The sequence below is a fragment of the Desulfovibrio ferrophilus genome (assembly GCF_003966735.1).
GTDB classification, from domain to species: domain Bacteria; phylum Desulfobacterota; class Desulfovibrionia; order Desulfovibrionales; family Desulfovibrionaceae; genus Desulfovibrio_Q; species Desulfovibrio_Q ferrophilus.
In genome coordinates this window covers 2237831-2259089 of sequence record NZ_AP017378.1, presented here as the reverse complement: position 1 = coordinate 2259089, position 21259 = coordinate 2237831, and the positions used below count along the sequence as shown (strand labels likewise).

The following is a 21259-nucleotide window of genomic DNA, read 5'->3' as shown; positions in this document are numbered from 1 at the left end:
TTTTTAGTGGCTTTGGCTGAGCCCTTCAGGGGAAGTTCTCAAGGAGTATCCCTGTGGCGGCTCGATCCGGGCGGGACTGTGTTAGTCTTCGAAAAAAGGTCGGTCCGTTTTGTTCGGGGACCGGCCTCTGGGCTGTAAAACATCGAGGGAATTTAGGCGTTGTTGTCTTTGCCACGTTCCTTATCCTGAGCTTCGGCGGCTTTTTTGGCCTCGGCGCTCTGGGGGTTGGGCTTTTCGTCCTCGGGCAGGTCTTCGGTGTACTTGTCGCGAATGGCCGTGATGACATCGAAGATATCAAGGAAGGCATCCACCACGTCGGGGTCGAAGTGCTGTCCGCGCTCCTCTTTGATTAGACCGATGATTTTCTCGTCGGGCCAGGGTGGCTTGTAGGAGCGCCGCGAGCCCAGGGCATCGAAGACATCGGCCAGGGCACAGATGCGTGCTTCCAGAGGAATTGCTTCGCCAACCAGTGATTCACCCATGGCCTTTACTTCACCAGTCAGGGCGGTGATCTTGCCGGGATAGCCTCTGCCGCTCCATTTCTCGTGATGCCCCAGTGCGATTCGCCCGGACATGGCGTCCAGTTCCGAGGTCGAATGCACGAACAGCTTGGCCCCATACACGGTATGGAACTGCATGATGGCGAATTCCTCGTTGTCGAGCTTGGCCGGTTTTTTGAGAATCTTGTCCGAGATGCCCACCTTGCCCACATCGTGCAGCATGGAAGCCACGCGGATCAGGTCTTTTGTCTTCTTGCGCTCGGTTTCCGCTAAGCCCTTCATCATGGCGTATTTATGATAAATTTCTGCGCAGTAGGTTCCCACCCGGGTGACGTGAGGGCCCGTTTCCGTGGGGTCACGAAGTTCGGCCATCTGCATCATGCGCAGAATCAGCTCGCGGGTCATGATGGCCCGTTCAATGGCCACCGAGGCCGTGTTGGCGAACAGAGGTAGCATGTTCTGGGAGTCGTGGGAAAACGAGATGGATTTGCCCGTCTCGTTCTTGGCGTTGATCAACTGGATGATGCCGGAGACCTTGCCCTGTGAGGTCTTGATGGGCACCGTGAGCATGGAGGTGGTGTGATAGCCCGTTTTTTTATCGAAGGCGGGGTTGAAGGTCACGGGCGAATCACCGGGCATGTCATAGACATCTTCGATGTTCAGGGATTCGCCTCGTCCGGCCACATAGCCGACGATGGACTCGTCGTTGAGGGGGATGGAGAAATTGGCGTAGATGTCCTTGTTGATCTCGCCTTCCTTCATGAACGAGTCGTTGTGCACGTAGCTGAATTTAAGTTTGTTCTCGTCCAGAAGATAGATTGTCCCCGCGTCGGCATTTGTCAGCCTGCGGCTTTCGGTCAGTACGCGGTCCAGGATGGCATCAAGGTCTTTGAGCTCATTGAGTCTGTCGTTGACAGCCAGGATCTCGTTGAATTGATCCGCACACTGTGCGGAGCGACGGGGGGCGGACATTATTCCTCCATGGCCTGCAAGAGGATAGCAAAAAAACTTCTATCTACTCCATAATAGTATAAATCAGTATTGCGTCAAGCAACCACGGATCAAGCCGGGAACGCCCGGCCACGCTTGTTTTAAACCCTTGAGTTCTGGTAAAGTATCGCATTTGATGCTATATCATGCCCTCCCCGCGCAGCCCTTTTGGGTTTTGCGGCAAGTGGGGCTTGTCAAGTAACGATATCCCGGCTGTTGATGATATGATGCGTTTCTTCCAGTGGCTTGGCGGCTCCTCCCTTGAGATGGTCGCAGAAATCGGGCGCGTGACAGCGTTGTTTGCTGAGGCGTGTACTTGGCTGGCGCGTCCCCCGTGGCGTATACGGCAGTTCTTCAAGCAGATGGAATTCGTGGGCGTTCGGTCCCTGTTCGTGGTCTGCCTGACGGCCTTGTTCACGGGTATGGTTCTGGCCTTGCAAACCTACTACGCCTTCCGTCTTTTTTCTGCGGAATCCCTTGTGGGTGCTACGGTGGCCCTGTCCATGACTCGTGAATTGGGCCCGGTGATCACGGCGCTGATGGTGACCGGACGAGCCGGTTCTGCCATTGCCGCTGAGATTGGAACCATGCGTGTGACCGAACAGGTCGATGCGCTGACGGTGATGGCCATCAACCCGGTGCAGTATCTGGTGACTCCGCGTGTATTGGCGGGATTTCTGATGCTGCCGCTGCTCACCGTGATTTCGGATTTCGTGGGCATTCTGGGCGGGTACCTGATCGGCGTGAAGACCTTGGGCATCAACAGCGGAATCTTCATGAACAAGATTTACGAATTGTTGACCCTGGATGATATTTATGAAGGCCTGTACAAGGCCGCTGTCTTTGGTGCGATTCTGACTTTGGTAGGCTGTTACAAGGGCTTTTACACTTCGGGCGGAGCTGAAGGCGTGGGCCGGGCAACCACCGAGGCTGTGGTTCTCTCGTCCGTACTTATTCTGGCCAGTGATTACGTGATGACCGCGTTCATGATGTAGGAACAAGATGGAACCGATCATTGAACTGAAGAATATACGCAAGCGCTTTGGGGACCATGAAGTCCTCAAGGGGTTGGAGCTGGCCATTCGCCCCGGTACGGTGAGTGTGATCATCGGCGGTAGCGGCGGGGGCAAATCCGTGCTGCTCAAGCATGTGATCGGCCTGCTCAAGCCGGATGAAGGCCAGGTGTTTGTGGATGGTCAGGATACCGTCCCGCTTTCGGAGCGGGAGTTGACCGAGATCCGCAAGAAGTTTGGGGTGCTGTTTCAAGAGGCTGCCTTGTTTGATTCCATGAATGTGGAAGAGAATGTTGCCTTTCCCCTGGTGGAACACACAAAGCTCAGCGCTGCAGAAATCCAACGGGTTGTGGCTGAAAAATTGGCTTCGGTGGGGCTGTCCGGCCAGGGGCCCAAGATGCCCTCCGAGCTGTCGGGTGGGATGCGCAAGCGTGTGGGGCTGGCGCGGGCCGTTGCCCTGGACCCCAAGATTGTGCTTTTCGACGAGCCAACTAGCGGGCTGGACCCGGTGATGGGTGCCAATATCAATGATTTGATCTTGAGAACCCGCGATGAATTCGGGGCCACCTGTGTGGTGATCAGCCACGATATCCAGGCGACCTTTGCCATCGCGGATGAAATATTTATGCTTTATGATGGCAAGATTATTGCCAGCGGGACTCCGGAAAGCATCAAAGATTCCCAGGACCCGGTGGTGCAGCAGTTTATTCAAGGCAAGGCCGAGGGGCCGATCCAGATTGCATGATCGCAGGCCCGGATAATCGGGTGGACAAACGGGGAAAATTGCCATGGCCTTCAAGACGGGAACAGAAATCAAAGTCGGAATATTCGTCTTCATCGCCCTTGTTGCGCTGGGTGTCATGTCGTTGCAGGTGGGCTCCGGCTCCCTGTTCAGCAGTGGGACCTATGATCTGGTGGTTGTCTTTGACAATGTCACGGGTCTGAAGGCTGGTGCCCCGGTGGAAATCGCGGGCATCGAGGTCGGGTTGGTCAAGGAGATCGGCCTTGAGGGGGGCCGGGCCAGACTTGTGTTGGGCATCAAGGATGATGTGAAGGTGCGTTCCGATGTGACCGCAAGCATCAAGTCGCGTGGTGTTCTGGGTGACAAGTTTCTGGAGTTGCGTGGCGGTACGGATGGGTATGACTATCTGGCCGAGGGCCAGTCCATTCAACTGTCCGATCGTTCAGCCGATCTTGAGGTGCTGTTCGAAAAGGTCGGGCAGATTGCCGATGATATCGGCGTGGTTGCCAAGAGCGTGGCCAATGTCATGGGCGGGCCTGATGGCGAGCGTGACTTGCGCCTGACCTTCCACAGCCTGCGCGATCTTTCCGTGAGCCTGAACCAGATGGTTCAGTCAAACATGGAAAGTGTGAACATGATCGTTGCCAACATGCGAGAGTTCTCAGGCGACCTGCGTCAGGTCTCCAGTCAGAACAAGCGGAATATCGGAAGCATCATCGAGAATTTTGAAGTCGCCTCAGGCCAACTCAGAGTGACTCTGGACAAGATGGGTTCTGTTCTGGACAAGATCGATTCCGGGCAGGGCGCCATTGGCAAGATGGTCGGTGATAACGAAATGGGTGAGGACTTGAAGCGTACTGTTGCTTCGCTGGAGAGCGTGGCCCGCAAGATTGACGAGGGCAAGGGAACCCTTGGCAAGCTGGTCAACGACGAAACGACTGGCGAAGAGTTGGACAAGGCCTTGGAAGGGGTCAACAAGTACCTGGCCAAACAGGATGAGTTCAAGACCGTGCTTGATTTTCATGCCGAACATCAGGCGGCAAGCGGCGATTTGAAATCGTACCTGAATGTGGAGCTGCACCCCAGCAGCGACCATTTCTATCTGCTGGGCGTGGTCTCCGACCCTCGTGGGCGGACTACGGAAACCGAGACCGTGACCAGCCGATGGGTTGGGGGTGCCTTTACCGAAGTCCGGGAGATCGAGGAAAAGACCGAGCGTGACCAGTTGCTGTTCAATGCCCAGATTGGCAAGCGCTGGGGTGATTTTGTATTGCGCGGAGGCGTGTTTGAATCCACCGGTGGCGTTGGCGCGGAGTATTACCTCTGGGAGGACCGGGTGAGACTTTTTGCCGAGGCCTTCGATTTCGATAGCAACGATCCGGCGCACTACAAGGCCGGTGTGAATGTCTACTTCCTGAAGAATTTCTACGTTGCCGCGGGCTGGGATGATTTTGCCAGCAATAAGGGTAATAGCTCCTTCTTCGCCGGGCTGGGCCTCAGGTTTACCGACGAGGATATCAAGTACATCATGTCCAGCATTCCGGTTTCGGCTGCCAACTAACGATGAAGATCGCACTCATTTCCGATACACATGCCACGGGGCCAACCCCCTGGATGCAGGCTGTGTATGACCGCTATCTGGCCAAGGCCGACCTTCTGTTGCACATGGGCGACATGACGAGCAAGGAATTATGGTCCTTCTTCATGCAGCATCCGGGTTTTCACGCCGTGGCTGGCAACATGGATGAGTGGTCTTTGTCCGGCGAGCTTGAGACCCGGCTTTCCATGACCGTAGAAGGCGGGCTGCGTATCGGGATGATGCACGGCTTCGGTTTGTCGGGCCGTCCCCTGTCCGGGGCTGTGGCTCAGGCCTTTGGGCCGGACTATGACCTGCTGTGTTTCGGTCATACTCATGAACCCGCCTGGATCGACTATGATGGTGTGCGGGTCGCCAATCCCGGCAGCCTGCGCGAGACCGGCAAGGCGCCCACCTTGGCCTATGTTCACGTGGCGGCGGATGGAACCATGACCCGTGAGCTGGTGCAGGTGCCCAGGGAGATGGGCTGAACAAACAGATTTCGAATCTGATTTGATACAGGCAACGCCCCTCCTTCCGATGGAAAGAGGGGCGTTTTGTAATGCGTCCTGTGGGCGCCCGTGACGCCCGTCGTGCAGCTGATTGATCAAGCAGCGTTCAGGCGGCCCACGGGGCCTGCCGTATTAACCGCCCAAGAGCTGCATGGCCATACGAGGCAGCGAGTTGGCCTGGGCGAGCATGGACACTGCGGCCGAGGACTTGATCTGCTGACGCACAAACTCGGTCATCTCGATGGCCACGTCCACATCGGAGATGCGGGATTCGGCCGCCTGCAGGTTCTCAGACTGGATCTGCAGGTTGGAGATGGTGTTCTCCAGACGGTTCTGGAGAGCGCCGAGGTTGGCTCGGATCTTATCCTTGGACACGATGGCATTCTTGATGCCGTCCAGTGCGTTCTGCGCCGCGGACTGAGTCGAGATCGTGAAACCGGCAGACGTGGACGTCGCCTGGTTGCCAACACCCAGAGCCGAAGCCGTGGAAGTGTCGATCCTGATGTAGTAGTAGTCCTCGGAGCTGTCGTTGGCGGTACCGAAGTGGACCTTCATCTTACCGGTAGAAACAAGGCCAGAACCGGTGTGAGTGTCGGATGACAGGTTACCGTTCAACAGGTAAATGCCGTTGAAGTCCGTGGCGTTGGCGATACGAGTGATTTCCGAAGCCATGGCCTGATACTCGGAGTCGATGATCAGACGCTGGTCGGAGTTGTAAGTACCCGTGGCACCCTGTTCTGCCAGTTCCTTCATGCGGATGAGCTTTTCATCGATGACCTGGAGCGCGCCGTCGGCGGTCTGAATCATCGAGATGGCATCGTTGGCATTTCGCACACCCTGGTTCAGGGCTGCGATATCCGAACGCATCAGCTCTCGAATGGCCAGACCGGCCGCATCGTCAGAGGCGGTACCGATCCGAAGACCGGAAGAAAGACGACGAACGGATGTTCCAAGTGCGCCAAAAGATTGGCTCAAGTTCCGCGCGGCATTTGCCGCCATCAAGTTGTTGTTGATGACCAGAGACATGTGTGGTTTCCCTCCATAGAATGGTTCTACAGCTTCCGTGCTGCGTTTGAGGATTGCGCCGTGTGTAATTTCTCTTCGGCGTCGGGGAGGGAAAAGTTTAGGGTCCCGTGCGTAATTTGTTTACTGACGGGGGCGGGTGGATATTCAGAAATGGCGGAAAAGGCGCAATCCCCGGGAAAAACATCCATGGGATTTTTTTTGGATTTTAGGGGCTGGGGAGTGGATGTGGAGCGCTGGGTTCATCACTGAACAGGTTGGCGAGGATGGTATCCGAAACCAGCATTCCGGCTTTGGACAACCGAATGTATCCACCAGTGATGCGAATCAGCTCGTTCTGACGCAGAGCCCGAACCAGTGGGCCGAACTCCTTGGTGAACGAGACTCCGGCGAGCTTCTGGTAGGACGCCAGATTGAGTCCCTTGGAGGTGCGCAGCCGCAGCATGACCATTTCCCTGACGCGGGTGCGCAGGTCGAGCTCCTCACGGTTTCTGCCCAACTTGCCGCTGTCCACGGCCTTGGCGTAGTCGTTCAGATCATGTGGGTTTTCCCAGCGGCTGTGCTTGATGGTTGATACGGCCGCTGGTCCTAGACCCAGATAATTCTTGCCTTCCCAGTAGCCCTGATTGTGGCGGCTGGTGTAGCCCATGCGCGCGAAGTTGGAAATCTCGTACTGCAGGTAGCCTTCGCTTTCCAGGAATTCTGCCCCATAGAGGAACATCTTGGCCATGTCGTCGTCCGGGGCCATCTCCATATCAACTTTGTGGGAGAGTTCTTCGAGGGGAGTGCCTGGCTCAAGGGTCAGTCCGTAGCACGACAGGTGGTCAGGGCGCATGAGTACCACCTCGCGCAGTTCCTTCATCCATGTATAAAGGCGTTGCTTGGGCAAGCCCCAGATGAGGTCCACGGAGATGTTTGTAAAGCCGCAGTCGCGGGCAAGGCGGACAACGCCTCGGGCCTGGTCTGCGGTGTGTGGGCGTCCCAGGGTCTTCAGGTAGTTGTCGTGCAGGCTTTGGACGCCGATGGAGAGTCGGTTAATGCCCATTTCCCGCATGGCGTACAGGTAGGACATATCCATGATGGAGTCCGGGTTGGCCTCCATGGTGAATTCCAGGTCCGGTTTCAGGGCGAAGTTGCGGCGGATGGCCGATACCACGCTGGCCAGCATCGGCAGTTCCAACAGACTCGGGGTGCCGCCCCCCAGATAGACACTGGTCACGGTGGGCCGCTTCAGGGCCCGCCCCCAATGCTCGGCCTCCTTGCGCAGCAGTCCGGCGTAGCGCTCCATGTCTCCGGCCTTGGGAATGACGGAGTGGAAGGCGCAGTAGGTGCACTTGCGGCGGCAGAAGGGGACGTGGACGTAAAGAAGCATGGTCTGGATGAGCCTCCCTGATCAGTTCTTACGTGCGGCGCGCACCCCCACGCCGATGAGCAGGGAGAGCAGAGGCACCGTCAGACCGTGTACCAGAGCAGGCAGGCCGTAGATCATGAACTGATCCGCAAGGCTCGGAGCGACCAACCCGGTCCAGTCTGTCTGGTGCAGGGGCTGGCAGAGGCTGTAGAGCCAAAAGGCGTATCCGCCCTCGGTCAGTTTCAGCAGGCCCACAAAGAACAGGGCGTGCAGGGTGGTGAATCCCACGGCGGCAAGAAATTTGTTGGCTTTGATGACGGAGATTCCCAGGAGAAGCGCGGGGACGATGGCGGCCGAGAAATGCAGAATCTGCGGGGTGTCGTCCAGGCCCTTGAACAGCGCTGCCAGGTATACGGTCTGTTCAAGCATCGTCGTCTCCATCGATGGGGGTGAGGGGCGCAACGTCAGGCATGTTGTCGGGCATTTCGCTCAATGAGGCCTCAGGCGGTGCGGTGGGTGGCTCTTCCAGTTCCCGGGCGTAGCGTTCATTTTCGCTATACAGGCAGCCGCAGTATTGCTGGCGATAGATGCCCCAGTCCTTGGACGTGGCAATGCCTTCCTTCCAGCCTTCGCGAAAGTCCTCGTACAGGAATGTGCATTTGCCCTGGCCGGCAACGTCCCGGCCCAGGCCAGCGATCATCTCGTGCTTCTGGAATTTGCTGTAGAGCAGGGTCGTTGAGAAACAGTCGAATTTTCCACGCCGCGCCATGCCAGCCGTACGTTCCAGGCGCATGGCGTAACAATGGAAGCAGCGGTTGTCTTCGCGAAACGAAACGCCCCGGAACCAGGCCTGTGGGTCGTATTCGTTGTCCTTGTAGATGACCTTGAAATTCAGACGTGCGGCAACCTCCGCCAAGGCATCGCGGCGGCGCTTGTATTCCATCAGGGGGTGGATGTTGGGGTTGTAGTACAGCCCCGTGACTTCATAGCCCCTGTCCTGAAGAGCGCGGACCGGTGCGATGGCACACGGTCCGCAACACATATGCAACAGTATTTTGGGCATGGGCTCCCTCCCGCCGTCGCCTATTCGGGCAGCAGCTGGATGGGGGTGTTGTAGGCCTGCTCCAGTTCCAGCAATTGCTCACGCTTGTGGTTGGCCATATAGGCCAACAGCTCGGTGTTGCAACGCTGCTGGACCGGGTCGCCGTTCTTTTTCATTCGCAGTTGGCGGTTGATGTCCTTCAAGGCTTGCAGGGCCTGCCACTCCATGTTGCGGCGCATGCCGGTGCCGCCACAGCAGGCACAGGGTTCGGTGGACACGGCCAGGGCCGAGGACCCCAGACGCTGACGCACCATCTCCAGCAACCCGAAGCGGGACAGTCGGCCCACATCGGTGCGGGCGCGGTCCATCTTTACGGCGGCGCGCAGGACTTTTTCGACGTCGCGGCAGTGATTCTTGTCCTTCATCTCGATGAAATCGATGACCACCTGTCCGCCGATATCGCGCAGCACCAACTGGCGGGCGATTTCCTCGGCGGCTTCGAGGTTGGTCTTGAGCGCCATGTCGCGGAAGTTCTTCTTGCCGCCAATGCGCCCGGAGTTGATGTCCACTGCGGTCAGGGCCTCGGTGGAATCGAATACCAGTCGTCCGCCGCTGGGCAGGTCGACTTCGCGGCCGTAGATGGACTCGATCTGGCGATCCAGATTGAAGCGTTCCCACAGGCTCTTGCTGGGGTCGTCATGATATTTGACCAGATTGGGGCGCCTCGGGAACACCAGGGAGACCATTTCCTTGAGGTTCGCGGCGGTGTTTTTGTCATCCACCCAGATTTCTGCTGTATCGCTGTTCATGTAGTCGCGGATGGCGCGCGACGCCAGGTCCATTTCTGTATAGATGGAGGATGGAGTCTCCTGTCCGACCTTTTTGCGGACCTCTGTCCAGAGGCGTTTCAGGAACTTCAGGTCCTTGGTGAGCATGGTTTTGCCCACGCCCAGGCTGGCGGTGCGAACGATGACGCCGAGGCCTTCGTCCAACTTCAGGTCCTCGACCACGGCCTTCAGCTTGGCGCGTTCCTTTTCGTCCTCGATTTTGCGGGAGATTCCCACCTGCTCGCGCCCGATGGTCAGCACGAAATAGCGTCCCGGCAGGGAGAGATAGGTCGTGATGAACGCGCCTTTTTTGCCGGTGGGTTCCTTGACCACCTGCACGAGAACTTCCTGACCTGCCTTCAGCACTTTCTGCATGGGCGGGTACTTGAAGCCCTTTCTCGGGGCGTTGGAATCCAGATAGTACTCGGGGTGAACCTCGTCTATCTGCAGGAAACCGTTGCGCTCCGCGCCATAGTTGACGAAGGCCGCCTGGAGGTTGGGATCGATGTTGTTGATAACGCCCTTGTAGATATTGCCCTTGGTTTTGGCCTGGTGCAGCATCTCGACGTAGTATTCCAGAATCTTGCCGTCTTCGGTGATGACCACCTCGACCTGTTCACCGGGCAGAACCCCAATGAGCATTTTTTGCCGTTTCTTCGGCATTTGTCACCTCGATGTGAAAATGGTTCGGGACCAGCCGCAACTGGTGTGCTCACGGAAGCGCCTTTGTGGCGCTGTGCCTTAGTCTTCGCGCAATGCGAAGAACGTGGCTCCGTCGCTTGTGAATGTGGTGAGCCTGCTGCGCGATTCCAGATCATCCAGGGCTCGGGTCACGGCCTCCCGGGGGAGGGCCAGAGCATCGGCCAGCTGGGCTGCCGTCTGGGGTCTTCGCGCGATGGAGGCTGACACACGTTCCAGTGCGGTGTTTTCCGCATCGTCCGTTTCGCGAGCCTTTTCGGCCCGGGGCGGGGATGCGGTGTCCTCGGTAATATGCCTCGTCTCACCCATGTGGGACGCGGGTTTCTGTTTTGCCTGTCCGCCGTCGGCGGCGAGCTTGCCCAAGGTTTCGCGCCATTGCGCGAGGGCCTCGGGGGCTACGGGCTGGGCCGTTTTCAGGGTGCCGGGGCGGGTCATGGTCTCCACGTCCACGCGGTCCGGTTTGAGTTCGGCCACAAACTCCTTCAACCTGGCGAGGTTCTCCTCGCTGTCATTGACCCCGGCGACCAGCAGCACCTCCAACAGGAGGCGGCCAGTGAACTCCTGGCGAAAGGCCAGCAGGCCCGCCTTGAGGGCATCCACGCTGACCGCTTTGTGCGGCCTGTTCAGATGGAGCATCTCGTCGGGCACCAGGGTATCCAGGGAGGGCAGCACGACATCGGCAAGGGCCAGCTCGCGCCGGACCTGACGGTCGTGCAGCAGGGTGGAGTTGGTCAGAACGGCGACGGGCGTCTTTGGAAAAATCTGTCGCACTCCCTCGATAATAACGCCCATTTCACTGTTCAGACAGGGCTCGCCCAGTCCCCCCAGAGTCACGTATTCCGGGGCTTGGTGCATTTCACTTTTCCAATGCGCCAGTTCCCCGAGCAGTTCTTCGGCCCGGACATAGGGTTTCCGGTTCATGTCCAGTTGTGTGGTCCGTCCCACTTCGCAGTAAATGCAGTCCAGTGAGCATACCGCATCGCCCAGCAGGTCGAGGCCGAGAGAGAGGCCGAGCCTGCCGGAACGTACCGGGCCGAATACATACTTATATGCCAATATTGCGCGATCCTTGTAAACTGGTTAGTTGTCTGAGGTAGATTGGGGTTGACTGCACCGCTCGAAAACCCTACCCCACGCCTTCGGAGGATATTATGCCAAACCCTGGACAATTGGTAATGCTCATTAGCCCGAAGGGCAAGAGATACGTTCGAGTTTTCGATCCCAAGGATCAATTACACTGTAATGAGGGCGTGATCGAAATGTCCGCCATCGCCGAGGCCGGCTACGGTGGCATCGCCATTACGCACATGAACAAGGCTTTTCGCATTGTTCGGCCCACCATGTATGACCTGATCAAATACGGCATCAAGCGCCAGACGCAGATTCTGTATCCCAAGGAAATCGGGTATATTCTGGTCAAGTTGGGCATCGGGTCCGGCTCCCGCGTCATCGAGGCGGGCAGTGGTTCCGGTGGTCTGACCGTTGCCCTGTCACATGTGACGGGTGAGACCGGCAAGGTCTATACCTATGAGCGCCGCCCCGAGTTTGCCGCACTGGTACGCAAGAACCTGGATCGCTGCGGTCTGGGCAAGAATGTGGAGCAGTTCGAAGGCGACGTCATCGAAGGCTTTGAGCAGGACGATGCGGATGCGCTGTTCCTGGACGTGCGCGACCCCTGGAACCACGTGCATAACGTGGCCAATGCCGTGCGTCCCGGCGCTCCGGTCTGTTTTCTGGCTCCGGTCACCAATCAGGTCAGCCGTTTGCTGGAGGCCATGGAGACCGCCCCTTTTGACGATATCGAAGTTGTGGAGATTTTGGTCCGGCGCTGGAAGCCCATCCCGGACCGCCTGCGCCCCGAAGACCGCATGGTCGCCCACACCGGCTTTTTGATCTTCGCCCGCCAGCAGGACCCTCTGGAGCCTGGACAGCGAGCCATGGGCACCCGCGAGCGCAAGCAGGAAGCTGCCCGCCGCGAACGCGAAGCCCAACGAGCCGCCAAAGAGGCCAAGGAAGCGAAAGAAACCGAAGCGCAGGATGGGGAAGAGTAGCCTTTTCCAAGTCTTGCCATACGTATAGAAATGCAACCGGCAGTCCCGTAAGGGGTTGCCGGTTTTTTATGTATATGGGGCGCTGCCCCGTGCCCTGTTCAAGGGGATAATCCCCTTGAGAATCCTTCTATCGCAAAGCGGATGCTTTTATTGTAGAAGTTGCCTACGCAATAGATGATTAATCAGGACGGGCAGATATGAGTGAGAAACGTGACGAATTGATAGGCCAGATCATCGAAACCGTGCGCCAGACCGGGGCGCATTACGGCCTGTGGCTGGCCGAGGCCGTGCATCAGATGGGGCTGGAACGGGCCTTGGAGGCCGAAGCCGAAGCCGGGGATAGGCTGACCGGCATTGTGGAGCGCAAGCTCGCCAAGGTCCTGGGCGGTGAGGGGCTCAAAGATCTGTTCGCCGGGCTGGATGAAACGGCACTGACCGATTTGGGCAAGGAACTGCGCACAGCCTGGCTGGCTGCAGACGGGGTCTGGTTTCAGGCGGTGGAAGGCATGGCCGGCATGGACGACGCCAAGCGCGTCAACGATACCTGCTGGTCCCGCTTTGCGCCACTGGAGGCCTCGCGCGCCATGGCGGCCCTTGGGCTTGCCCGTGGCGGTGGGCTGGAGGCGCTTAAAGAGTGTCTGGCCCAGCGCATGTATGCCCATATCAACGACTGGGAGATCGTGGACGAAACCCCGACTTCTTTCATTTTCCGCATGAATCGCTGCCGAGTGCAGACGGCCCGCGTCCGCAAAGGCTTGGCCGACTATCCCTGCAAATCCGGTGGCACAGTGGAGTATACCAGCTTTGCCCGGCAGGTGGACCCGCGCATCGTGACTGAGTGCGTGGCTTGTCCGCCGGATGAACATCCTGCCCAGTGGGTCTGCTCCTGGCGTTTTACTCTGGACTGTCCATAAGCAAGCAATTGCGGTGTTGCTGCAAAAACCTCAAGCCCTCATGTGCGTATCAGCACACATCGGACTTGAGGTTTTTTTGCGCCTTGCACTTGCCTACTTCTGAACAGTCCAGAAGAGTGGGGGCGCGACAATGCTAGAGCGGGAAACAAACACAGCAGGAGGGAGGGAGAAAATAACTTCAGCTGTTGGTTTCAGTCGTCTTGGGGTCCGGAAGCTTCCCCTCGAAGCTTGACCTGCACTCCTTTCAGGACCTAGGGTTTGCTCACCATTGCTTTTTACAAGAGAGTCATCTGATGAATGTATTGCTTTGGAACGCCTCTCCTCCTCCCCCCTGCCAATAGGGGCGGATGTACCATCATTGATGATCCTGGCGAACCGGTTGCGCTGAGCGTCGGTTTGTTCTTCTTTGCGTCCATTCTCCCCCTTTCCTTTGCCTAGTTCTACGCGGGTCTGAGCCTGCGCCCACTGAACCATGCGGTTTGCGCGGCGTTCTCGCCGTGGTTGCCGCTGTATTCGCAAGGATGAATCATCATGCATCGCCATATTCCTTTGGTAGGGCTCTGCCTTGCCGTGTTTTTCATTATGATCGGCATGGGCACGGCCTCCGTTGCTCTGCCGAGTAAATACCTTCAGTTGTCCGGGACCATGCGATCCTCCGGCTGGATTGCCTCGTGTTTTGCCGTGTCCTACCTGCTGTGCCAGTACCCGGTGGGGCGTTGGGCGGATAAGTACGGGTATTGTCAGGTCCTGGCTCTGGGATGCTTTCTGATCGCCGTGTCCGCTCTGGTTTTCAGCTATGCACAAAGCCCGCAGGCCATTTACGTGGGCCGGTTCATTCAGGGTGCGGGGGAGGCTCCGGTTTGGGCCTCTGCCCCGGCATTGCTTGGTCGCCTCTATCCCACCATGAGGGGACGCGTCATGGGGCTGTACAACATGGCTTTTCACCTCGGCCTCATGCTGGGGCCAGTGATTGGCGCATGGTATCTGGTTCAGGCCGGGATGGACCCTTTTCTGGTGTTTGCGGGGATGAGCCTTGTGGCGTTGGTGCTGGTCGTGAGTTCGTTGTGGGGCCGCTTGCCGCAGAATCGGCAGACAGTGTTGCCCAAGGGCAGAGGGGCGGGGCGGACTCGCTCTCTTTGGTCCGTGATGGGAGTCGTTCCCTTTTATGGGGCCGTGTACGGGCTGTTGGTCAGTTGTCTCCCTGTTCATCTGACAGCCGTGGTTGGATATACCCCGGAGCGTTTGGGTGTGTTTCTGTTTGTGGTCTACTCTGGGCTTGCCGTTGCGCAATTGCTGGGGGGGATGCTGTCCGACCGTTATGGTCGGGGGAGATTCATCGCCGTTGGAATTGTGTGCATCAGCGTCGGGCTGCTTGGTTTTAACGGAGAGAATCCTTTGGGATACATGGCTGCTGGTGCTGTCATGGGCCTTGGGCTCGGGTGTTTTGCTGCGGCTTCCATGGCTCTGGTGAATGAACTGGCGGGGCACAACTGCGAGGGCCGGGCCTCCGGGTTGTACTTTGCGGCATGGGGCTGTGGGTATTTCTCGGGGCCATTGCTGGTGAACTCGGTAGGGCTTGCTGTGGGGAACTGGCTGCTGGTTTTCTACGCCCTTGGGGTCTCTGTGGTGGCATGGAGGTTCAAGAGAATGAGGGGATAGGCTCCCTCTTGTTTGAATGGAGTTACTGAAACGAAAAGCGGCAGTCCCGAAGAGGACTGCCGCTTGTTGTTTCATGCTGTATAGTCAGGGGGTACCCTCTGCTGAATGCCTCGTTACCCCATTCCGTCCTGCGGCAGTTGCGCCAGTACCAGCGATGCCACAAGCAGTAGCGCCAGTGTCAGATTGAAGGCGCGGCGGCGCGCCGGGGAGGTCAGGAAGCGCCCCACGCCCACGCCCGCCAGCGACCAGAACGAGAAACAGGGCGGCACCATGACCGTGAAAACGGCTGCGATGATGAAGACTTGCAGGAATACGTTGCCGCCGCTGGTCGTGAACATGGACACCGCACCGATATACATCATCCAGCATTTGGGGTTCAGCCATTGGAAGACCACGGCCTGCATGAAGGTCAGGGGCTGACCCGCGTCCTTGCCGTCCACCGTGCCGCTGTAGTTGGCGACCTTCCAGGCCAGCCAGAGCAGATAGGCCGACCCAGCCAGATTCAGGGCTGTGTGCGCGGGGGGATAAAGCAGGATCAATTGCCCGAGGCCTACGCCCACCATCATGCACATCACCGGGATGCTCAGTGTGGCCCCCAGAATATGTGGCAGGCTTGCTCGGTAGCCGTGGTTCGCGCCCGTGGCCGTCATGATGATGTTGTTTGGTCCGGGGGTTACGGTCATGCCGAAGCAGAACAGGATGAGCGGGATCAGGTTCTCAAACACGGGGATTCTCCAAAGGCTAGAAATGGTGCCCGGCCTCGGAGGCCGGTTGTCGAGCTTGCCCCTGTTTACGGTTGACACAATTGTTTGGTCAAAATATCGATTGTGACCATGACAATATCGATGCAGCTTCCCGAGACCGGCGATTGCCCCAAGTACCTGTCCATTGCGGATTTCATTCAGGCGGCAGTGGCCGAGGGACGTTTGGCTCCTGGCGATCCGTTGCCCACGCACCGCGATCTGGCGGATCAGCTGGGCGTGACCGTAGGCACGGTGACACGCGGTTATGCCGAGGCCGCCCGGCGCGGGCTGGTGCGCGGCGAGCGGGGGCGTGGAACCTATGTGATGCAGGATCGGCAGGGCTTTGCCGAACTGGGGCAGAATGACGGAGTGGTGGATCTGGGTCTTGCCGCGACTACTTATCCTCTGGGGCCGTCTTTGGGGGCGACCCTGGCCGAGCTTGCGGGCCGTGACGGATTACAGGAGCTGTTGACCCGGCACGAATCACGAGGACTGCCCCGTCACCGGGAGGCCGGTGTGCGCTGGGCTGCGGAGTATGGCTACACCGCTCAGGCGGACAATGTATTGGTCTGCGCCGGGGCGCAGCATGCCATTCTGGCAACGTTGGCAGCCATGTTCAGCCCCGGCGACCGGGTGGCCGTGGAAAGCCTGACCTATCCCATGGTCAAGCCCATGGCCAAGCGTCTGTCCCTGCAATTGGTGCCCATTCCCATGGATGAGCAGGGCCTGATGCCTGATGCTCTGAATGCAGCCTGTGTGCGCGACAAGATCCGCGGTCTGTATACCATGCCCGCCTGTCAGAATCCGACCCTGGCGCGGATGCCGGAGTTTCGCCGCCATGAGGTGGCCGCGGTCTGCCGCCGTCACGGGCTGTCCATTGTGGAAGACGACGTCTATGCCTTGGCCGTGGATTCGTCCCTGCCGCCGTTATCCATGCTGGCTCCAGAGTTGGGATATTTCATCGCCGCCACATCCAAGGTGCTGTGCGACGGCCTGCGCGTGGCGTTTTTGTGTGTGCCACCGCAGGCGGTGCGCCGCCTTGAATCCGCCATCGAGATGTCTGCCTGGAAGGCCGCCGGTCTGATGGCGGAAATTACCTCCATCTGGATCAGCGATGGTTCCGCCATGCGCATTGTGGAGGCCAACCGCACCGAGGCCGCGGCGCGCAACGAACTGGCGCGTGAGGTCCTGGGCAAGGATGCCTTCAGGGGGCAGACCACCGGCAGCTATATCTGGGTGCCCATGCCCCGGGGGTGGCGGGCTGTTGATTTTGCCGAGACCGCAGCGGAGCGGGGCGTTATCGTGGCCCACACCGAACATTTTGCGGTGGGTGGTTTGGGGGCCGAGCAGGGGGTGCGAGTCTCCTTGTCCGGGGTGCGTGACCGCGCCACATTGAAGCGTGGATTGGAGACTCTGGCCGAGATGTTGAAGCTGTAAAAACGAGTCCATAAATTTCAATTTTGCTATTGTAACAAGCTGTAATATATGATATTATAAAAAATAACTTGAAATATCAGCTTCTCTCTGCTATAAGTCACGGTTCACTCTATCTGACAATCTATTCGAATGGAGAATAACCGATGACCCGTAAAGACCGTACCGAAGGCATTTATTCTCGGCGCGAGGTACTCGACGAGTCCGAGCGCAAGCAATACTATGCCATCCAGCTCAAGGAACTGCTGACCTACGCCTACCGCTATTCCGAAGACGTGAAGAAGCGTTTCGACCGGGCGCAGTTCAATGTGGACAAGTTCAAGACCCTGAACGACCTGAAGCACATCCCCATCCTCAAGAAGAAGGAACTGATCTTCCTGCAGTCCATGGGACCGCGTCTTGGCGGGCTGCTGACCAAGGATCTGGGCGAACTGCGCCGCGTGTTCCTGTCCCCCGGACCGATCTTTGATCCCGAAGACAGAAGTGATGATTACTGGGGATGGACCGAGGGCTTCTACGCTGCCGGTTTCCGTACTGGTGATCTGTCTCAGGTGACCTTCAACTATCACCTGACCCCCGCGGGTCTGATGTTCGAAGAGCCTCTTCGTAATCTGGGTTGCTCCGTGGTGCCTGCCGGCCCCGGCAACACCAATACCCAGCTTGAGATTCTGCAGAAGCTGCGCGTCACCGGCTATGTCGGTACCCCCAGTTACCTGATGCACCTGGCCCAGAAGGCCGAGGAAGCCGGGTTGAACCTGCGCAAGGATCTGTATCTGGAAGTGGCTTTCGTCACCGGCGAAAAGTTCTCCGAGAAGATGCGTTCCTCTCTGGAAAAGAAATTCGACCTCATCATGCGCCAGGGCTACGGCACTGCCGACGTGGGCTGCATCGGTTATGAATGCTTCCACACCACCGGCCTGCATATTGCCAACCGCTCTTTCGTGGAGATCTGCCACCCCGACACCGGCATCCCCCTGAAGGATGGCGAAGTGGGTGAGATCGTGGTCACGGCCTTTAACAAGACCTATCCGCTGATCCGCCTCGCCACCGGCGACCTGGGTTACATCGACCGTTCCCCCTGCCCCTGTGGGCGTACTTCGCCCCGTTTGGGCGGTATTGTGGGCCGTGTGGACACCACCACCCGCATCAAGGGCATGTTCGTTTACCCCCATCAGGTCGAGCAGGTCATGGCCCGCTTCGAAGAAGTCAAGCGCTGGCAGATCGAAGTCACCAACCCCGGTGGCATCGACGAGATGGTTCTCTACGTGGAGGCCAGCAACTTCAAGCGCGAGGACGAGATGCTGCATGACTTCCGCCAGCAGATCAAACTGCGCCCCGAGCTGAAGATTGTGGCTCCCGGTACTCTGCCTCCGCAGATTCGGCCCATCGAAGACAAGCGCAAGTGGGATTAACAGACGGGCTGTAGACGCACGTTTGTTTTGTTACTGCTAAAAGGGCAGACCCTCGTGTATTTCAGATACACGTCGGGCCTGCCCTTTTTTTGCGCCTCACATCCGTACGCCTTCAACCCGTCTGTTGGTAGGGAGCCGAAGTGCGTTTTGTGTCGGTAAGAATTGAAGCCGCTTGCTGGTAGCTTGGAGCAAGATACACATTGTGCCTGCCCTTTTTTTGCGCCTCGCCCTCACGGCTCACTAGGCTCTCAAACGGGGCTGGCTGCTTGTAGATGCATGTCTGCTTAGTTGCTCCAAAATAATTGGATCGGTATGGTGTTGAATCTCCGTGCAAGGTGGGCTTGTCTCCGTGTTGCCGAGCCGCTACTATGGCATTGTTTGAACGACTCGATAACGCAGGACAGGACATGACTTTGATAAAAACTTTTCGCCTCTGGATTGTCGCCATTGTTGTGGCAGCGGTCCTGGGCGGTTGCGCTACAACCCCCATGCCTATGCAAGACATACTCCCTGGTGATTTGTTCGAACCCGGCGGCGAGGCCCTGTCCACGGCCCAGTTGACCGAACGGGTTCGAAGTACGGCCTATGTGCTGTTGGGCGAGGGCCATACCGTGGCCTGTGACCATCGCGTGCAGGCCGACATCTTGGCCGCGCTTGCCGATGTCGGTTTGGTCTCTGCACTCGGGTTGGAGATGGTCCCCATGGACAAGCAGCCCGTGCTGGATCGCTTCAATGCCGGTGAAATCAACGTGGACGATCTTGGAAAGGAATTGGATTGGAAAGCGATCTGGGGTCATTCCTACGCAGGTTACGCCCCTGTGTTTCGCGAGGCTGCCGAGCGCGGGGTTCCATTGTTTGCCCTGAACGTTCCCAAGCGGGTGGTGAGAGCCGTGTCCGCCAATGGACTGGATGGTGTGGAAGAGGCCGACCGCCAGTATCTGCCCTCGCGCATTATCCCTCCCACCGACGATCAGGTCGATTCACTGCATGAAGAATTCGAGCGGCATCAAGGCATGATGACCGAGCGCAAAATCAAGGATGAGGAAGAGCGGTTCCTGTTGATTCAATCCCTGTGGGATACGATCATGGCCGAGAATGCCGTGGCCGTGCGCGGGCGTTTGGGCGGAACCATGCTCATTCTGGCTGGCTCCGGGCACGTGGAATACAGCTGGGGCATCCCGCATCGTCTGCATGCGCTGGATGCCGATGCCGGAGTGTTGACCATCATGCCCTGGCGTGGGCTGGATGATGTGGATGCCGAGGCTGGGGATCTCTTTTTTTACTGTGCGTTGACGCATTCGTCGCGTCTTGGGTTCACGCTGGAACAGTTCCCCGGTTATGCCGAGGTTGTGGCTGTGGCTCCGGAGACCAAAGCTGCCAAGGCCGGATTCATGCCCGGTGATCGCATCGAGACGGTGCAGGGCATGGAGGCCGAGGATTTGTGGGTGCTGCACAAGGCCGCAATTCAAGCCAAGAAGGATGGGGTGCCGCTGAATTTCGTCGTGCTGCGTGGGGAGGAGCGGGTCTCATTGTCCCTGCCTTTGTCGCACGGTAAGCCCGAGGGCGAGTAGCGGCACATGCCCGAATTGCCCGAGGTTGAAACCATTGCCCGAGGGTTGGCAACCGATCTTGCCGAGGCATCCATCTCCGGCGTTCGGTTGCTGGAGTCCGGGTCCCTGTCCACGGGAACCGGAGCGTTAGGCCACGATGAATTCCTGGCCGAGTTGCCCGGGGCACGCATCCTGCGGGTCCGGCGCCGCGCCAAGGTGTTGTTTATGGACCTTGCCACCGCCAAGCGCCCACTCCTGCATCTGGCCTTTCACCTGCGCATGACCGGTCGGCTTACTGTGGAACCCGCGCAGACCGAGCCCCGGCCCCATACCCGCATCGTCTTTGATCTTGCCGATGGCAGGCATCTGTTTTTTGCGGACGTCCGCAAGTTCGGATCGTGTCGGGCCATGCCGTTGGAAGGTCTGCCGCACTGGGCATTCTGGGCTACCCTCGGGCCAGAGCCGCTGGAGATCAACGCCGAACAGTTTGCGGGTCTGTTCAAGGGCCGCCGGGGGGGCATCAAGGCCCTGCTGCTCAACCAAAAATTCATCGCTGGTATTGGCAATATCTACGCCGACGAATCCCTGTTCCGGGCGGGTATCCGCCCCGATGCTGCGGCCGATCGTGTGTCGCGGGCGCGGCTCATGCGTCTGCACCAAGAGTTGGTGGAAGTCCTGAACGAGGCCATTGCCGCCAATGGCTCCTCCATCAGCGATTACGTCAATGCCCGGGGTGATGCCGGAGCCTTTCAGAATGATTTCAGGGTCTATGGCCGTGCGGGGCAGCCGTGCCGCAATTGCCAAACCCTACTTGCCAAGCGTACGGTGGCGGGCCGGACAACAGTCTTCTGTCATAAGTGCCAACGGTAGGCCGCCCGAGAGCAGCTGTCTGCTTTGTTGCTGCGGGAAAGATGAAATCTCACGTATGTCTTGATACGCTTCGATTTCGTCTTCCTCTTGCGCCTCGCATCCGACCACTCTGGGACAGCCTGCGGGGAATGTGCTCTGAACGGCCTGCGAAGAAAATAGTGTGTCTGTCGGACCGCCGTAGGGTGAGCAGCTTGTGAAGAAGGGAAGAGCCGTGGGGCACTCAATGGACGCTCCCGAGTATTGATTGTAGATGGCGAAGATCATAATCGAATAAGTTTAAGTAGGATTCCCAAGGTGTTGATTCCCTTTGGTTATTAATCGGGGGCGGTACCTCCGGCAGTCGGAGATCAG

General features: G+C 58.2%; 19 protein-coding genes. 11 read left to right on the top strand and 8 right to left on the bottom strand.

Going from position 1 to position 21259, the window contains the following annotated elements; translation table 11 throughout:
- Window positions 1-152: 152 nt before the first annotated feature.
- Window positions 153-1472, bottom strand: coding sequence for an HD domain-containing phosphohydrolase (locus tag EL361_RS10515; RefSeq protein ID WP_126379269.1), 1320 nt, complete (start codon window positions 1470-1472; stop codon window positions 153-155).
- Between the two features lie 209 nt (window positions 1473-1681).
- Between EL361_RS10515 and EL361_RS10510 the strand changes: the two genes are divergently transcribed.
- The 4 genes from EL361_RS10510 to EL361_RS10495 are packed head-to-tail and all read left to right on the top strand — an operon-like array spanning window position 1682 to window position 5312.
- Entirely contained in the window at window positions 1682-2485 is an 804-nt protein-coding gene (locus tag EL361_RS10510; protein ID WP_232034756.1) for an MlaE family ABC transporter permease, read from the top strand.
- A 7-nt stretch (window positions 2486-2492) separates the two neighbouring features.
- Window positions 2493-3248, top strand: a complete 756-nt coding sequence (locus EL361_RS10505; RefSeq protein ID WP_126379267.1) for an ABC transporter ATP-binding protein — start codon at window positions 2493-2495, stop codon at window positions 3246-3248.
- Window positions 3249-3291: 43 nt separating this feature from the next.
- Window positions 3292-4806: an MlaD family protein gene (locus EL361_RS10500; RefSeq protein WP_126379265.1), complete on the top strand. Its 1515-nt coding sequence runs from the start codon at window positions 3292-3294 to the stop codon at window positions 4804-4806.
- 2 nt (window positions 4807-4808) lie between these two features.
- Complete coding sequence (locus EL361_RS10495; RefSeq protein ID WP_126379263.1) at window positions 4809-5312, top strand: metallophosphoesterase family protein; 504 nt, start codon at window positions 4809-4811, stop codon at window positions 5310-5312.
- A gap of 153 nt (window positions 5313-5465) precedes the next feature.
- Here the strand turns inward: EL361_RS10495 and EL361_RS10490 are convergent, their stop codons facing one another.
- The 6 genes from EL361_RS10490 to EL361_RS10465 form a co-directional block, all read right to left on the bottom strand.
- Window positions 5466-6359 (bottom strand): flagellin N-terminal helical domain-containing protein, encoded by an 894-nt coding sequence (locus EL361_RS10490; RefSeq protein WP_126379261.1) that lies wholly within the window; start codon window positions 6357-6359, stop codon window positions 5466-5468.
- A gap of 205 nt (window positions 6360-6564) precedes the next feature.
- Window positions 6565-7728, bottom strand: coding sequence for a radical SAM family heme chaperone HemW (gene hemW / locus EL361_RS10485; RefSeq protein WP_126379259.1), 1164 nt, complete (start codon window positions 7726-7728; stop codon window positions 6565-6567).
- Between the two features lie 21 nt (window positions 7729-7749).
- A complete protein-coding gene (locus EL361_RS10480; protein WP_126379257.1) occupies window positions 7750-8136 on the bottom strand; it encodes a hypothetical protein in 387 nt (128 codons plus the stop codon).
- On the bottom strand, window positions 8129-8770 hold the full coding sequence (locus tag EL361_RS10475; protein WP_126379256.1) for an epoxyqueuosine reductase QueH: 642 nt from the start codon (window positions 8768-8770) through the stop codon (window positions 8129-8131). Before EL361_RS10475 ends, EL361_RS10480 begins: the two co-directional genes overlap by 8 nt.
- Before the next feature lie 20 nt (window positions 8771-8790).
- On the bottom strand, window positions 8791-10239 hold the full coding sequence (locus EL361_RS10470) for an Rne/Rng family ribonuclease (RefSeq protein WP_232034755.1): 1449 nt from the start codon (window positions 10237-10239) through the stop codon (window positions 8791-8793).
- Window positions 10240-10317: 78 nt separating this feature from the next.
- The gene (locus tag EL361_RS10465; protein ID WP_172961712.1) at window positions 10318-11331 is read right to left on the bottom strand and encodes a radical SAM protein; all 1014 of its coding nucleotides are present in this window, start codon (window positions 11329-11331) and stop codon (window positions 10318-10320) included.
- A 95-nt stretch (window positions 11332-11426) separates the two neighbouring features.
- Here EL361_RS10465 and EL361_RS10460 point away from each other — a divergent pair, with 95 nt between their 5' ends.
- From EL361_RS10460 to EL361_RS10450, 3 genes are all read left to right on the top strand, one after another.
- A complete protein-coding gene (locus EL361_RS10460) occupies window positions 11427-12326 on the top strand; it encodes a tRNA (adenine-N1)-methyltransferase (RefSeq protein WP_126379252.1) in 900 nt (299 codons plus the stop codon).
- A 197-nt stretch (window positions 12327-12523) separates the two neighbouring features.
- Window positions 12524-13240: a DUF6125 family protein gene (locus tag EL361_RS10455; protein WP_126379250.1), complete on the top strand. Its 717-nt coding sequence runs from the start codon at window positions 12524-12526 to the stop codon at window positions 13238-13240.
- Window positions 13241-13771: 531 nt separating this feature from the next.
- Window positions 13772-14899 (top strand): MFS transporter, encoded by a 1128-nt coding sequence (locus EL361_RS10450; protein WP_126379248.1) that lies wholly within the window; start codon window positions 13772-13774, stop codon window positions 14897-14899.
- 113 nt (window positions 14900-15012) lie between these two features.
- Here the strand turns inward: EL361_RS10450 and EL361_RS10445 are convergent, their stop codons facing one another.
- Window positions 15013-15624 (bottom strand): LysE family translocator, encoded by a 612-nt coding sequence (locus tag EL361_RS10445; RefSeq protein ID WP_126379246.1) that lies wholly within the window; start codon window positions 15622-15624, stop codon window positions 15013-15015.
- A gap of 108 nt (window positions 15625-15732) precedes the next feature.
- On the opposite strand from EL361_RS10445, the gene EL361_RS10440 reads away from it, so the two are divergent.
- The 4 genes from EL361_RS10440 to mutM all read left to right on the top strand — a co-directional run bounded on the left by EL361_RS10440 (window position 15733) and on the right by mutM (window position 20908).
- Window positions 15733-17079: an aminotransferase-like domain-containing protein gene (locus tag EL361_RS10440; RefSeq protein ID WP_126379244.1), complete on the top strand. Its 1347-nt coding sequence runs from the start codon at window positions 15733-15735 to the stop codon at window positions 17077-17079.
- A 143-nt stretch (window positions 17080-17222) separates the two neighbouring features.
- A complete protein-coding gene (locus EL361_RS10435; protein WP_126379242.1) occupies window positions 17223-18488 on the top strand; it encodes a phenylacetate--CoA ligase family protein in 1266 nt (421 codons plus the stop codon).
- A gap of 407 nt (window positions 18489-18895) precedes the next feature.
- On the top strand, window positions 18896-20059 hold the full coding sequence (locus tag EL361_RS10430; RefSeq protein ID WP_172961711.1) for a ChaN family lipoprotein: 1164 nt from the start codon (window positions 18896-18898) through the stop codon (window positions 20057-20059).
- Between the two features lie 6 nt (window positions 20060-20065).
- A complete protein-coding gene (gene mutM / locus EL361_RS10425) occupies window positions 20066-20908 on the top strand; it encodes a bifunctional DNA-formamidopyrimidine glycosylase/DNA-(apurinic or apyrimidinic site) lyase (protein ID WP_126379238.1) in 843 nt (280 codons plus the stop codon).
- Window positions 20909-21259 lie beyond the last annotated feature (351 nt).